General features: G+C 68.9%; 14 protein-coding genes. 3 read left to right on the plus strand and 11 right to left on the minus strand.

Annotation, left to right across the window (positions count from 1 at the left end; all coding sequences use genetic code 11):
- On the plus strand, positions 1-233 hold a 233-nt coding region (locus tag ACLJK8_RS17045), incomplete at its 5' end, for an NAD(P)-dependent oxidoreductase (protein WP_413151549.1).
- A 114-nt stretch (positions 234-347) separates the two neighbouring features.
- Positions 348-1,307 (plus strand): substrate-binding domain-containing protein, encoded by a 960-nt coding sequence (locus ACLJK8_RS17050; RefSeq protein WP_413151573.1) that lies wholly within the window; start codon positions 348-350, stop codon positions 1,305-1,307.
- A gap of 105 nt (positions 1,308-1,412) precedes the next feature.
- Here the strand turns inward: ACLJK8_RS17050 and ACLJK8_RS17055 are convergent, their stop codons facing one another.
- From ACLJK8_RS17055 to ACLJK8_RS17085, 7 genes are all read right to left on the minus strand, one after another.
- On the minus strand, positions 1,413-3,059 hold the full coding sequence (locus tag ACLJK8_RS17055; protein ID WP_413151550.1) for a fucose isomerase: 1,647 nt from the start codon (positions 3,057-3,059) through the stop codon (positions 1,413-1,415).
- A gap of 28 nt (positions 3,060-3,087) precedes the next feature.
- On the minus strand, positions 3,088-4,686 hold the full coding sequence (locus ACLJK8_RS17060) for an FGGY-family carbohydrate kinase (protein WP_413151551.1): 1,599 nt from the start codon (positions 4,684-4,686) through the stop codon (positions 3,088-3,090).
- An 87-nt stretch (positions 4,687-4,773) separates the two neighbouring features.
- Positions 4,774-6,261: an aldehyde dehydrogenase family protein gene (locus ACLJK8_RS17065; protein WP_413151552.1), complete on the minus strand. Its 1,488-nt coding sequence runs from the start codon at positions 6,259-6,261 to the stop codon at positions 4,774-4,776.
- 72 nt (positions 6,262-6,333) lie between these two features.
- The gene (locus ACLJK8_RS17070) at positions 6,334-7,515 is read right to left on the minus strand and encodes a mandelate racemase/muconate lactonizing enzyme family protein (RefSeq protein WP_413151553.1); all 1,182 of its coding nucleotides are present in this window, start codon (positions 7,513-7,515) and stop codon (positions 6,334-6,336) included.
- Positions 7,516-7,525: 10 nt separating this feature from the next.
- Entirely contained in the window at positions 7,526-7,963 is a 438-nt protein-coding gene (locus tag ACLJK8_RS17075; protein ID WP_413151554.1) for a class II fructose-bisphosphate aldolase, read from the minus strand.
- Positions 7,960-8,355 carry a class II fructose-bisphosphate aldolase gene (locus ACLJK8_RS17080; protein WP_413151555.1) on the minus strand — a complete coding sequence of 132 codons (396 nt, stop codon included), beginning with the start codon at positions 8,353-8,355 and terminating at the stop codon, positions 7,960-7,962. Before ACLJK8_RS17080 ends, ACLJK8_RS17075 begins: the two co-directional genes overlap by 4 nt.
- Before the next feature lie 126 nt (positions 8,356-8,481).
- Positions 8,482-9,423, minus strand: coding sequence for an N-acetylneuraminate lyase (locus ACLJK8_RS17085; protein WP_413151574.1), 942 nt, complete (start codon positions 9,421-9,423; stop codon positions 8,482-8,484).
- A 330-nt stretch (positions 9,424-9,753) separates the two neighbouring features.
- Here ACLJK8_RS17085 and ACLJK8_RS17090 point away from each other — a divergent pair, with 330 nt between their 5' ends.
- Positions 9,754-10,539 (plus strand): SDR family oxidoreductase, encoded by a 786-nt coding sequence (locus ACLJK8_RS17090; RefSeq protein ID WP_413151556.1) that lies wholly within the window; start codon positions 9,754-9,756, stop codon positions 10,537-10,539.
- Between the two features lie 55 nt (positions 10,540-10,594).
- Here the strand turns inward: ACLJK8_RS17090 and ACLJK8_RS17095 are convergent, their stop codons facing one another.
- The 4 genes from ACLJK8_RS17095 to ACLJK8_RS17110 form a co-directional block, all read right to left on the minus strand.
- A complete protein-coding gene (locus tag ACLJK8_RS17095) occupies positions 10,595-11,875 on the minus strand; it encodes an MFS transporter (RefSeq protein WP_413151557.1) in 1,281 nt (426 codons plus the stop codon).
- A gap of 21 nt (positions 11,876-11,896) precedes the next feature.
- Entirely contained in the window at positions 11,897-12,682 is a 786-nt protein-coding gene (locus ACLJK8_RS17100; protein ID WP_413151558.1) for an SDR family NAD(P)-dependent oxidoreductase, read from the minus strand.
- Positions 12,683-12,703: 21 nt separating this feature from the next.
- Positions 12,704-13,453 (minus strand): deoxyribose-phosphate aldolase, encoded by a 750-nt coding sequence (gene deoC / locus ACLJK8_RS17105; protein ID WP_413151559.1) that lies wholly within the window; start codon positions 13,451-13,453, stop codon positions 12,704-12,706.
- Positions 13,454-13,619: 166 nt separating this feature from the next.
- On the minus strand, positions 13,620-14,495 hold the full coding sequence (locus tag ACLJK8_RS17110) for a sugar phosphate isomerase/epimerase family protein (RefSeq protein ID WP_413151560.1): 876 nt from the start codon (positions 14,493-14,495) through the stop codon (positions 13,620-13,622).
- Between the last annotated feature and the right edge of the window lie 39 nt (positions 14,496-14,534).

The following is a 14,534-nucleotide window of genomic DNA, read 5'->3' on the forward strand; positions in this document are numbered from 1 at the left end:
GGAACCGCCTCGCCGGCGCCGGCCTCGACGTCTTCGACGCCGAACCCCCCGCCCCCGAAAACCCCCTCCTCGCCATGGACAACGTCATCCTCTCCCCCCACGTCGCAGGCCTCACGACCGAATGCGCCGAACGCATGGCCATCGGCGCCGTCCAGAACGTCATCGACTTCCTCGACGGAAACCCAGACCCAAACCTCATCGTCAACAAAGAGGCCGCCCTCGCGGGCGCCTGATGCCCCCCCCCGTGGTCCGGATCGGGGCCGCCCTCGCGGCCCCACGCTCCGCCACATGTCGACTGACGGACAGCCAGAACCATCAAGAATCGGGAAACGCCAGACATGAGCATGATGACAAGACGGACATTCGGCCTCGCCACGCTGGGCGGCGCGCTCGCCCTCTCGATGACCGCCGGGCTCGCGGTCGCGCAGGAGGACGGTGCCACGATCGGCGTTTCGATCCCCGCCGCCACGCATGGCTGGACCGGCGGGCTCAACTACCACACCGAGCGCACCATCGCGGCGATGGAGGCGGCCTTTCCCAGCCTCACCTTCATCCTCGCCACCGCGTCGGACGCGTCGAAACAGGTGAACGACGTCGAGGACCTGATCGCGCAGGGCATCGACGCGCTGGTCATCCTCCCCTTCGAGAGCGATCCGCTGACCGAACCGGTGCTGGCCGCCAAGGATGAGGGGATCTTCATCACCACCGTCGACCGGGGTCTCGCCGAGGAGGGGATCGAGGATCTCTACGTCGGCGGCAACAACCCGCAATATGGCGTCGTGGCCGCCGAATACTTCAAGGAACGGATGCCCGATGGCGGCAAGATCGTCGTCATGCGCGGGATTCCGACCGCCATCGACAATATCCGCATCGAAGCGTTCCAGAAGGCGCTGGACGGTACGGCGATCGAGATCCTCGACATGCAGTATGCGAACTGGAATCCGGACAAGGCCTTCGAGGTGATGCAGGACTTCCTCGTCCGCTTCCCCGAGATCGATGGCGTCTGGGCGGGCGACGACGACGCGGCGCTCGGTGCGCGGGAAGCGATCGAGCAGTCGGGACGCGGCGAGGAAATGGTGCTGCTCGGCGGTTCCGGCATGAACCAGGTCATCAAGATGATCATGGACGAGACCGGAGAGTTCGACGCCGACATCTTCTATCCGCCCACGCTCATCATCCCGGCGATCGAGATCACGGCGCTGAAATACGCGACCCAGGCTCCGATCCAGGGCGAATATGTTCTCGACAGCCCGCTCATCACCCAGGAGAACGCGGCGGAATACTACTTCCCGGATTCGCCCTACTGACCTCCCGCCACTTCCCACCCGGCATCATGCGCGCACAGCGCCCGCTCTGAGGCATAGGTGGAACAACCCGCCAAGTTGTTCCGCGCCGGTGCCTCGCCTCGGGGGCTACAGCAGCCCTCGCGCTTCGCCGGCGACCTGGACGCGGATGTTCTGGGTCAGCGCCTGGGCGACGAAGGCGCGGAGGATATCCGCCAGCCTCGCCTCCTCGACATAGGCGATCGCGATATGGTTCGACTGGTGCCCGGCCATCAACTGGTCACGGCCCACGCCGTCGAGCGTCGCGTTCAGAAGCGGCCATTCGTAGCAGGTGGCGCGGCGGCGGCGTTCGAATTCCGCTTCGGGCAGTTCGATGCCCCGGCCGGTGCCGAGCTGAAGGATCACATCCGTGCCCTCGTAATGCGCCCGCGCCCAGAGAAGCCGCCCCGCCTTGCCCTGGCCCGCGATGGTCGAGCCGCCCTTGGGGAAATACATCGGCGGCTGGCGGTAGCCGGTCGCCCCGGCGATGCCGCCCTTTAGGTGGCCGAAGGGCACCGCGCCCGAGATCTCGAAATCCCAGACGAATTCGCCCTCCCAGTCGCTGCCCCAGCGCACGTCGTGCAGCGTCGTCTCCGAGGGCAGGCCGAGCGCGTCGAGCAGACGAAACATCATGACCTGCGGGATCGCCGTCCCCATGTCGACCTCGTTGGCGCAGGGGATCGGCTTGCCCTCGCGGATCACATGGCCGGCCGCCGCCGGGATCGGGAAGCGCTCGGCCGAGCCGATCGCGCCCTCGGCGAAATCGGAGGCGGCGCAGCAGCGCGCGAGGCCCTGCTGGTACTGCACGCCGACGCAGGCGAGGCCGAAGCGCTCGACATAGCGGGCGAGCGCGATCAGCATCGCGCATTGCTCCCGGACCTGTTCGCGGGTGAGTCCGGTGGCGGGATCGGCGCCGAAGCGGAACGTCATGCCGCGCGCCTCGTACCAGGCGAGGCACTCCTCGCGCAGCGCCTCGGGGATCTCCGCCATCTCGACCAGCAGGTCGGCCTGCGACAGGCTCTCGACCGGCATCCCGATGGCGCACATCGCCTGTTGCGGGAAGGTGCCGTTGATCATGCCCATGCAGAGCGTGTCGAAGAGGCCGATGATCTCCTTGTTGCGGAGCGACCAGGCGCCGACCCGGGCGCCGATCCGGCCGGCCTCGGTCTCCATCACCGGATGATCGGCGGTCACCTCGGTCAGATGGCCGAGGTCATGCGCGATCCGGCCGGTGGCGAGCCATTCGCCGAGCCCGTCGAGGAAGAAGGCGTCGTCGAAATTCTCCGACCAGAGCCGCGAGTAGGGCCGGCCGAGCGCGGTGAGCGAGCCCGCCATGCAGAGCATGCCGACGAGGCCGGGCCAGGTGCCGTCGAAATTGGCGAGCAGCAGCACCGGGCCGCGGTGGGTGACGAGCGACGGCGCGATATGGTGCGAATACTGCCAGGCGGTCAGGAGCACGATGACAGGCGCGTCGGGATCGATGCCGGCGAAGACGTCCGACCCCTCGCGCTGGCTCGCGATGAAACCATGGCCGCGATCGGCCTTCACGGGATGGGCACGCACGGCTTTCCTGCCAAGGTTCGCCAAGGCCTCGGTCAAGAGCGCCTCGTACTTCTCCTCGACCGGCCAGCAGGCGATATTCGCGCTCTCGCGCAGGTCGGCGTTGGTGACGAAGAGAACCTCGTCGGCGGCGGGCGAGAGCCGGGCGGGCACGTCGGGCAGGGAGAGGTCGAGCATGGGGGTACCTTCGGGGTGAAAGCGGACATCAGGTGAAGGCGGACATGGCGGCGCGGGCGGCGCGCTGCTGATCGTAGAGGTCGAGGAAGACGCGGTATTTCGCATCGTGATAGGCGCGGGCGGCGGGATCCGCGGCGACCCTTCCGCCCGGCCGTGCCATCGCGGCGGCCGCCTCGGCGATCGAGGGGAAGGCGCCGGAGGCCGCGGCCGCGAGGATGCCGGAGCCGAGCGTCACCGCGTCCTCGTCCTCGGCGAGATCGATATCGAGCCCGATGGCATCGGCGTGGACCCGGAGGAGAAGCGGGTTCTTCGTGCCGCCGCCGCACATCACCAGCCGCGCGACCCGGTGGCCGCTCGCGTTCATCGTCTCGATGATGTGGCGCGTGCCATAGGCCAGCGCTTCGATCGTCGCGAGATAGAGCCGGGCCAGCGCCTCGGGACCTTCCTCCATCGTCAGGCCCACGACGCCGCCCCGCGCCTCGGGATCGGCGCGGGGCGAGCGGTTGCCGTGATGGTCGGGCAGGACGTGCAGGGTGGCGGCGGGGTAGGGCTCGCGGGCCATCAGCTCCGCGACCCTGGCGTTGAGGAGCGCATAGACCGTGGTTCCGCCCGCCTCCGCCTCGGCCTGGAGCCCGGGGAAGGCCGAGGACTGGCGCAGCGTCCAGTCGAGCAGGCTGCCGGTCGCGCTCTGCCCGCCTTCCGCCAGCCAGCGGCCGGGCAGCATCGCGCCGAGATACGGGCCCCAGACGCCCGGGACCATCACCGCCTCGGCGCTCGTCACCATGTGGCAGTTCGACGTGCCGCTGATGAGCGCCATCGCCCCCTCGGGCGCGGCGCCGACGAGGGCGAGCCCGCCGGCGTGGGCGTCGATGAGCCCAGTCGCGACGGGAATCCCGGCGGCGAGGCCGAGCGCCTCCGCCGCCTCGGCCGAGAGCCCGCCCGCGACCGATCCCACGGGCCGCACCTCGGCGGGCACCTTCGCGGGCAGGTCGCCGAGCCCGACCGCTTCGAGCAGCGTCTCGGAGAACCGCTCCTCATGCGCGAGCCAGTTCCACTTGCAGGTCAGCGCGCAGACGCCCGCCACATCGGCGCCGGTCATGCGCCAGACGATATGATCGGCGAGGTCGTGATACCGGGTGACACCGGCGTGACGTTCCGGAAGGCGCCGCTTCATCCAGAGGACCTTGGGCAGTTCCATCTCGATCGAGACCTCGCCGCCGACATAGGCGAGCGCGGGATCGCCGGTCGCATTGATCTCCCGCGCCTCCGCCCCGGCGCGATGGTCCATCCACATGATGATGTCGCGGGCGGGGTCGCCATCCTCGGCGACCGAGACCGGCGCGCCATCCTGGCCGACGGCGACGAGCGAGCAGGTCGCATCGACGCCGATCGCGGCGACATCCTCGGGCTCCGCGCCCGCCTCTGTGAGCGCCTCGTCCATCGCGGCGGCGATCGCGGCCCAGATGTCGGCGGAGGATTGCTCGACGAAGAGCGCGCGCGGGCGAAACTGCCGGATCGGCCGGACCGCGAAGGCGCGGCGCGTGCCGTCGCGGTCGTAGAGACCGACGCGCGCGCTCGCCCAGCCGACATCGACGCCGGCGAAGAGGGGGGAGGGGTTCGTGTTCATGGATGACCTCGACCTGACGGGCGCCCGGGGAGTCGATGCGTTGGAGAGGGCCCCGGGGGGCAGGGACGCCCCGGAGCCCCGTGGCTGTCAAGCGACGAGCGGGCCGTCGCCGGAGGGCAGCCGGTCCTCCGAGAAGACGTAGCGCAGGATGATCGACTTCGTCTGGGTCACCTCGTCCATCACCGCCGACATGCTCTCGCGGCTGTTGCCGCTGGCCTTCTGGCCGCCGCCGAAGGGAAGTTCCGCCGCGCGGAAGCCGCCCGAGGCGTTGATCGCGACATGGCCGGTCCGAAGCTTGCGCGACACCTGGAGCGCCGTTCGCATGTCGGGGGTGATGATCCCGCCGCCGAGTCCGTAGCTCGAGTTGTTGTGAATCCGGACCGCCTCGTCGAGCGTGTCGAAGCCGATGACCGGCCAGACCGGGCCGAAGACCTCCATGTCGCGGGCGATGTCCATGCCCGGCGTCACATCCTCGATCACCGTCGGCTCGAAGAAGGCATAGGAGTTCCGCCGCTTGCCGCCGAAGCGGATCTTGCCGCCCTGTTTCACCGTGAGGTCCACCTGGCGCTCGATCGTGTCGGCGGCGGGCTTGCCGATCATCGGGCCCATCGTCGTGTCCGGGTCGAGCGGGTCGCCGAGGACGAGCTTCGACAGGCGCTCGTCGATCAGCCGCTCGACAAAGCGCTTCCTGATCGAGTTGTGAACGATGAAGCGCTTCGCGGCGCTGCAGGCCTGGCCGGAGTTGCGCGACTTGTCCGCCGCCTCGGAGACCGCGAGATCCATGTCGGCGTCGTCGCAGATGATGAGGCCGTCGTTGCCGCCGAGCTCGAAATAATAGGGTGTCAGGTGCTCCGCCGCGCGCCGGGCGATGGAGATGCCGGTCGCCGTCGAGCCGGTGAAGTTGATGGCGTCGATGCGCGGATCGGAGACCAGCGCGTCGCCCACGCGTCCACCGCCGCCGGTCAGCACCTGGATGACATTGGCCGGAATGCCGGCTTCGAGCAGGATCTCGTGGCACTTGATGACGGCGAGCGGGTCGTAGGACGGCGCCTTGACGATCACCGCGTTGCCGGCGGCGAGCGCCGCGCCGACCTTGAACGCCCAGATCGCCGGCGGGAAGTTGTAGGGCACGATGCAGGCGATGATGCCGCGCGGCGCGTGGATGGTGAATTGCAGATCCTGATCGTAACCCGGCTCGGTGGCGAAGGGCATGGTCGCGCCGTAGTGGTGCAGCGCCACCTCGCAGCCGGCCTCCAGCACGAAGGCGACCGAGTCGAATTCCCAGACCGCCTCGGCCATGTAGGGCTTGCCCGCTTCGAGCGAGAGCAGCCTGCCAAGCTCCAGCCGCCGCGCGCGGATCATCTCCGCCGCCTTGCGGACCAGCTGGGCGCGTTCGCGCGTCGTGCGCTCCGCCCATTCCCGCTGGCCCTGGACCGCCACGTCGATGGCGCGGGTCACATCCTCGACCGTGGCCTCGGGCACGGTGTCCACCACCTCGCCGGTGGCAGGGTTGATGACGTTACGGGTCTTGCCGTCGCTGGCGTCGACCCAGCGCTCTCCGATGAGCATCTGCATGGTCAAATCTCTCCTCTCGGCCCCGCGGGCGCCGCCGGGGCCGTTGTCTGGTCGATCGGTTGTCTGGTGGGGTCAGTCGCGCTCGTCGGCGTCGCGAATGAAGTCCATGTCGAGCCGGAGCCCGTGGCCCGGTGCCTCGATCACGTCGAGATGGCCGTCGGTCGGCACCTGGGCGTTCAGGTAGACGCTGTGCGTGATCGGCTCGAAGAGACGGAGCCGCTCCAGGAAGGGAACGTTGCCGCAGACGCTCGCGATCGGGATATGGATATGCTCCATCGCATGCGGCGCGAACTTCACGTTCCACGCCTCGCAGAGCGCGGCGCATTTCATCATCTCGGTATAGCCGCCGGTCCGGGCGCCATCGATCTGGACGATATCGGCCGCGTCGGCGAGCAGCAGGTCGCGCACGCCCCATTTGGTATATTCGTGCTCACCGGTGCCGAGCGGGATGTCGCAGCCGCGCTTGAACCGGGCGAGGCCGGGGATGTCGTCCGCGAAGACCGGCTCTTCGAGCAGCATCGGATTGTATTCGCGCACCCGGTTGCCGAACTGCACCGCCGTCGCCGCGTCCCAGCAGTTGTTGGCGTCGATCATCAGGCCGATGTCGGGGCCGAGCGCCTCGCGCACCTTGCGGACGCGCTCGACGTCGCGGTTCGGCTGGCGGCCGCCGTCGTAGCCGATCTTGAACTTCACCATCCTGTAGCCCTGGGCCACCATGTCCTTCATCTCGGCGACGAGCTGGTCGTCGTCGTAGCTCGCCCAGCCGCCGCTCGCATAGACCGGTATGCGGGAGCGGCCGCCGCCGAGCAGGCGGTGCAGCGGCATGCCGAGGATCTTGCCCTTGAGATCCCAGAGCGCGAAGTCGATGGCCGAGAGCGCGCAGAACATCAGCCCTTTGCGGCCGACGCCGCGGAAGACCGCGAAGAACTCGCGCCAGATGACCTCGGTATCGAAGGGATCGCGGCCCTTGAGGCGCGGCAGCATGTCCTTCTCGATCAGCGCGCGGACCGCGGGGCCGCCGACCTCGTGATAGGTGACGCCGACGCCTTCGAGGCCCTGGTCGGTCTTGACGCGCACGACGGTCATGCCGACCGTCTCGACCTTGCGCGTGGCATCGGCGAGGCCCGAGGGCGCCTGGGTCGAGACGAGATGGACCTCGATATCCGCGATCCGGTGCCGCGCCACGCCGGGCGCGCCCGTCGGGGTGGCGCTCGGCTGGGCGGCGCGGGAAAGGGTGGTGGTTTCGCTGTTCATCGGTTCTACCTCAATCAAGCCGGCCTTCGGACATCGCAATGCCCATGTATTCGCGTACGACTTCCGCGCCGCGCTCGATCCCGGCGGTGCCGAGCGCCATCAGCGGCAGATCCCTGACCGGTTCGCGGTCGCAGAGCTCCTTGGCCGCGGAGACGAAGGCGTAGCGGAGCGCGGTGCCGACGTTCATCTTCGCGACGCCGAGCGAGATCGCCCGCTGCACCTGGTCACGCGGGATGCCGGTGCCGCCGTGGAGCACCATCGGGATCGAGATCCGCTCGCGAATCTCCTCGACGAGATCGAAGCGCAACTCCGGCACACCCTCGTAGAAGCCGTGGGCGTTGCCGATCGCCACCGCGAGGCAGTCGATGCCGGTATTCGCCAGCCGCTCCGCCCAGTCGGGGTCGGAGAGATGGGCGTTCTCGAGCTTCGCGCCGAATTCGTCGGTCATGCCGATGGTGCCGACCTCGCCCTCGACGGTGACGCCGACCTTGTGGGCGATCTCGACCCCCGGGCGGTTTGCGCGACGTTCTCGTCGATCGAGAGCGACGATCCGTCGAACATCACGCTGGAGAAGCCGCCGCGGATCGCGCGCATCACCGAGGTCTCGCTGTCGCCATGATCGAGATGGATCGCCACGTCGATGTCGAGATCGGCGCCCACCTCCCTGGCGATCGCCACCGGAACGGCGGCGGAGCCGAAATAGGCGACCTCGACGGGATGTATCCCGAGGATCACCGGCGAGCGCAGTTCGGCGGCGGTCCTGAGGACGCACTGGATCATCTCAAGGCTCGCGCAGTTGAAGGCGGGCACGGCATAGCCGTCCTCGTAAGCCTTGCTCATGAGCGTTTTCATCGGGAGGAGGCGCATCGTCTTTCCTTGCTGTTGCGCGGAGTCAGGGCCGCGCGTTCATCCGTTTCCGAGGTGTCGCGCCCCGCCGGGGCGGGGCCGCGCGGGTTCATCGCTGGGTCATTCCGAAGCGAGCGCCGCGTCTCCGGAGAGCCGCTCGGCGATCGCGTCGAGCCGGCCGCGGGTGGCGGCGGTGAGCGTGGCGAGGGGGCGGCGGCAGACCGGCGTCTCGATCACGCCCATCCGTGCGAGCAGGTACTTGAGGCCCGGGAAGACCCCGACCGCCACCAGTTCGTCGATCACCGCGTTGCACTCTGACTGGATCGCGGCGGCGCCGGTCACGTCGCCGGCGCCGAGACGGGCCAGGAGTTCGACGTATCTGGAGCCCATCACGTTGTAGGTGCTGCCGACCCCGCCATTCGCTCCGGAGACGAGCCCCGCGAGCAGCATCTCGTCGTAGCCGTTCAGCAGCAGCGCGTCGGGAAAGGTCCGGCGCAGCTGCTCCATCTGGTACATGTCGATGCTGGTCTGCTTGATGCCGATCACACCGGGCAGTGCCAGGAGCCGCGCGAGGTCGTCGAGCGTGAAGCTGACCCCGCTCATCGCCGGGATGTTGTAGATGATGAGCGGGGTGCCCGCCGCCGCGTCGAGAATGTCCTCGTAGTAGCCGATGACCGCGTCCTTGCGGTGCGGGAAGTAGATCGGCGGGATCGCCGAGACCGCGTCGTAGCCGAGCGCGGCGCAGCCCTTCGCGAGCGCCCTGGCCTCACGCGTGCCGATCGCCCCCACATGGCCGATCAGCGCCGCGCCCTCGGCCGCCTCCGCCACCGTCTCGAAGGCCGCGAGCCGTTCGTCGGCCGACTGGACGAGACCCTCGCCGGTCGAGCCGCCGACATACATGCCCTCGATCCCCTGTCGCCGGACGAAGCCGACCAGGCGGCTTAGGCAGACTTCGGAGACGTTCTCCTCGGCGTCGTAGGGCGTGACCAGCGCCGCGTGGAGCCGCGCCAGCCGTCGCACCGCCGGCGCCCCGGCGTCCGGTTTCGTCGCAGTAAGGTGCATCACCCGTTCGTTCCTCCCCAGGCCGCGCGTGTCTGTCCGCCGGGCGATATCCGCCCGGGGGCGCGCGAGGGCGCGCACGCACGGCTATCCCCGCGGCCATCGACACTCTGGCTTGCGACCGATTCCGGCATGGCGGGGACCTTCTGATCGTCCGTCCGCGCCGCGCCCGTTTCTCCCGATTCCGATCCGGCGCATCGTTGAAAGCAGTTGCGCCGGTCGAATTTAACGCTAAACTAGGCTCGTGATCGTGTCAAGCGGTCATTTGAAACCATGAGTGCCAGCGTGCGCGTTTCGGCCGGCCACCCGCGCCATGAAGGAAGGATATGAAGGATGACCACTGAACGTCGGACCGCGATCGTGACTGGCGCGGGGCAGGGAATCGGCCGCGGCATCGCCATGCGGCTCGCCCGGGACGGGCTCGCGGTGACGCTGAATGACCTGCCGGGCGGGCTTGGAGCGCTCGAAGCGACCGCCGGGGAGATCGAGGCCGCGGGCGGTACCTGCCGTGTCGCGACCGGCGATGTGAGCCGGCCGGAGGACGTCGAGGCCCTCGACTCCGATCACGCCGCCGCCTTCGGCGGGCTCGACGTGATGGTTGCGAACGCCGGGATCGCGGTGACGGCGCGATTCGAGGATACGACCGCCGAGATCCTCGACCGGACGCTCGCGATCAACGTCCGGGGCGTCTTCAACTGCTACAAGGCGGCTTCGGCCCGGATGATTGAACAGGGCCGGGGCGGCCGCCTGATCGCGGCGGGCTCGGTCAGCGCGCACAAGGGCGGCGAATGGCAGTCGGCCTATGTCGCGTCGAAATTCGCGGTGCGCGGGCTCAATCAGACGGTCGCGCTCGAGCTTGGCAAGCACGGGATCACCGCGAACCTCTACAGCCCCGGGGTCGTGAAGACGCCGATGTGGGATGCGATCGACGAGGTGGTGACGACGACCGAGAACACGCCGCGCGGCAGCCAGTTCGCCAAGATGCTGCCCAATATCGCGCTCGGCCGCAACGCCGAGCCCGAGGATGTGGCGCGCGTCGTCTCCTTCCTCGCCTCGGAGGATTCGGCCTATGTCACGGGCCAGTCGATCGTGGTGGACGGGGGCATCTACTTCGTCTGACGGGAAGCGGCGCCCGGGAAGGGAGATTTCCCGGGCGCGGCTCTCCCTCAGGGGCTCAGGATTGCTCGCAGGTCCCGCCGACCGGACCCGTTGCCGGGCCGGTTTCAGGGCCAGTTCCAGGGCGGGCCGCGCGGGTGAGGCGGTCGATCAGCACATGCAGGATCGCCATCGCGAGCGGCGGGAGCAGCATCATCGCCGTCGCGGCCAGCGTGCCGGCATTCACGATGAGCGCGCCGACCCCGAGCGGCACCAGCGCGCCGCCGACACTGCCGAAGCCGAGCATGATTCCCGTCGCCACGCCCGCGTCCCGCCCGAAGACGGCGCGGAGCGTCGAGAGCATCGTCGGCAGGACCGGGCCGAGCGAGACGCCGAGCAGCGCGACGGCGGCGAGGCCGAGGAGCTGGCTCCCCGTGGCGGCGCAGGCGAGCAGAAGGCCCGCGCCCGCGATGACGCCGCCGAGGCAGACGCGCAGGATCGTGCCGGGTCCGTAGCGCCCGCTGGCGCCCGCCGCGATGAAACGCGCCGCGGTCATCAGGAACCAGAAGACCGAGACGACCATCGCCCCCATGGAGGTCGACACGTCGGCCGCGCGCGAGAGGATCGTCGGCATCCAGCCGCTGATGCTGGCCTCGAACGAGACATAGGCGAAGGCGAAACCGCAGATCGTGTAGAGCAGCGGTGCGCGGAGAACCCGAATCGCGCCCCCTGTCGCGAACATTCGGGATTCCGTCGAGGGCCGCGGGGAGGTTGGAGCCACCTTCCGGGGCGCCCGGAAAACCAGGAGCGCGAGGCCCGCCGCCAGTACCGCCGGGACGGTCCAGATCGCCGGAATCCCATCGCCGAGCGCGACGATGGAGAGGCTGACCAGCGCGGGCGAGACGATCGCGCCGACGCCGAACATCGCGTTCACGAGATTGAGCGGCCCCGCCCCGCCCGAGGCTTCCGCCGCGAGCACGTTACCCGCGACGGTGATGGTGCCGAACCCGAGCCCGAGGCATCCGGCGGCCGCCAGAAGCGTGGAGAGCGACGCCGCGGAGGCGAGGCCCGAGGCGCCGATCAGGGCGACGAGCATCCCCGCGGCCAGGATGCGCCTCTGCCCGATCGGCCGGAGCAGCAGTCCCGCGCCCAGTTGCCCGGTGAGCGCGCCTGCGAAAAGCGCGGTGAGCGCGCCGCCGACCGCGACCGTTCCGGCACCCGTCCGCCGCGCGAAATCCGGGATCGCCGGGCCGAGCACGGCCGCGACCATCCCGGCCGCGAAGAAGGCGACGCAGACGACGACCACAAGCCTGGCCGGACCGGCCTCGGGTGCCGGGGAATCACTCATGCCGTCGCGCACGGCCCGTCTCCTTGTCCGAAATCAGTCGGAGCGGACCGCGCCGCCCTCGGCGCGCAGGAGCGCGCCGCGAGTCGCCGTCGCCGCAGGAGAGCAGAGATAGACGATGAGATTGGCCACGTCATCGGGCTGCGCGAAGCGGCCGAGCAGCGAGGTCGGCTCATTGACCTCGAAGTGATTCCTCTCGAACTCCTCGATCGGGGTGTCGCGCGCCTCGCGATAGACCCATTCGCTCATCGTGCCACCGGGCGCGACGCAATTCGCCGTCACGTCCGTCCTGGGGAAGATCTCGGCCACGCAGCGCGAGAGCCGGATCACCGCGGCCTTGGCGACTCCGTAGTGATGCAGCACCGTCGGCGTCACCAGACCGGCCTCGCTCGTCATGAAGATGATCCGGCCGAAATCCTTCTTCTTGAAGCGGGGCACGTAGTGACGCGTCAGGCGAACCGCGCTCATCACGTTGAAATCCCACTGGTACTGCCAGTCCGCGTCGGTCAGCTCCTCGAAGGGGACGAGCCGGTCGGTGCCGCCGGCCATGTTCACGAGGATGTCGATATCCTCCGCGGCCTCGGTGACGGCCGCGCAGCCTTCCGCCGTCGCGACATCGGCGAGCACGGTCATCACCTCGGCGCCGGGCACGCGCGCGCGCACCGCGTCGGCGGCCTTCGCGAGCCGGTCCTCGGAGCGGCCATTGATCCAGACGCGGGCGCCTTGCGCCGCGAGGCCCTGCGCGGTCGCGAGGCCGATGCCGCTGACCGAGGCCGTGATCAGCGCGGTCTTGCCGGTCAGATCCAGATTCATCATCGCCATGAGTTCGGGTCTCCCTCAGAGTCAGTAGGCGCGGGCGGGCGCCGGCACCGCGGCGCTCCGCGCCGGGGTCTCGCCGGACGGGTTGTCGCCTGCGATCCGCGCGCGCAGGTTTTCGAGGATCTTGGCGGTCTCGGAGGCGCCGAACCGCCGGGCGCCGCGCTCGTGGTAGAGCAGGATCGCGTCGAGATCGAAGCAGCCGCCCGAGGCCTTGACCGTGGTCTCCGGCCTCAGCACCGCGCGCATCGCCCGCACGTCCTCGGCGATCTCGGCCTGCCGGTCGGGGCGCTGGCCGGTGGAGGTCTTGACGAAGGCCGCGCCCGCCGCCTCCACGAGCCGCGCCGCCGCGAGCCGCTGGGGACGCGTGAGGTAGTAGCATTCGATGATGCCCTTGACGGTGACCCCATGCGGCCGCGCCAGTTCGACGACGGCGCGCACGTCATCCTCGACGAGCGCGGTGTCGCCGGAGAGGAAGGCTGAGATGTTGATCACCATGTCGAGCTCGTCCACCCCGTCCTCGATCGCCTGCCGGGCCTGGACGAGCTTCGTCGCGGTCAGGTCGTTGCCATGCGGGAAGCCGACATAGGTCTGGAGCGCGACGCCGCTGCCTTCGAGCCGCTTCCGGGCGGTCTTCACGCGGAAGGGTTGGGTGGTGAACCGGCCCGTCCGGTATCTGACCGCGAGGTCGATGCCCTTGAGCATGTCTTCCTCGGTGTGGTTGGGGTCGATGATCGAATGATCGATCATCGCGGCGAGGTCATCGACCTGAAGCATGGTTTCCTCCGTTCTGGGCGCGGATCGGGGGCGCCCGTCCGCGTGGTCGTTTCGGGAAGTTCGAACCGCGCGAGGCGGGCCGGGGCCTGGCGGCGCGCGGAATTGCCGGTCCAGTTTAGCGCTATATTAACTGGGCGCAAAAAAGAGATCGCAGCGGCCCCGCCGGTCACGCGTAAGCGGCCGTTCGGCGCAGTGCCTCGGCGTACTGGAGGTCGAGGAAGGCCTTCGAATGCCGGGCGAAGGCGTCGGCGTCGTCCCAGAGATCGCGCCAGATCGCGCAGGTCGCCTTGAGCGGATCGCCGAGCGCGCGGCTGTCGAATGCCTCGACGCTCACGTGTTTCGTGTAGCCGATGTCGATGAGCGCGTCGAAGACCGGGGCGAAGTCGATCGCGCCGGTGCCGAGATGCCCGCGGTGATTCTCGCCGACATGGACATAGCCGATGTGCTCGCCGGCGTAGCGGATCGCCTGGGCCTGGTCGGTCTCCTCGATGTTCATGTGGAACGTGTCGATGTGGAGGAAGATGTTGTCCGACCCGGTATCGCCGATATAGGCGACGCCCTGTTTCACCGTGTTGATGAGATTGGTCTCGTAGCGGTTCACCAGTTCGAGGCAGAGAGCCACGCCTCCCGCCTTCGCCCTCTCCGCGACGCGGGCGAGCACATCGGCGCTGGTCCGCCAGCCGGTCTCGGTCGGAAGGTCGGAGAATTTCTGATGAGCGGAGAAGATCGGGCCGCTCAGTTGCGAACTGCCAAGGTCGCGCGCCACGCTGACCGCTTCGTTCAGGAACGCCTCGCCGCGCGGCGCGATCTCCGGATCGGAACTCGTCACGTCATGCGCCGGTGTCAGGCCGGCGGAGGCGACGACCTTCAGGTCGAGTTTGGCGGCGTGTTTCGCGAGTCGGTCGATGTCGATCACCTTCGGATCGAGGCCGGGAAATTCGAAGAGCCCGAACCCGGCGGCGCGGGCCCGGTCCATCGCGGTCTCCAACGCGTCTTGCGTCCGCCCCTCCGTCCAGACGAAGGCGTGTATGCCGAATTCCATCTCATGGCTCCGTGAGTCAATTTAGCGCTAAATTAACAC

Origin of the sequence: Amaricoccus sp. W119 (assembly GCF_047275745.1) — a bacterium.
In the GTDB taxonomy this organism is placed as follows: domain Bacteria; phylum Pseudomonadota; class Alphaproteobacteria; order Rhodobacterales; family Rhodobacteraceae; genus Amaricoccus.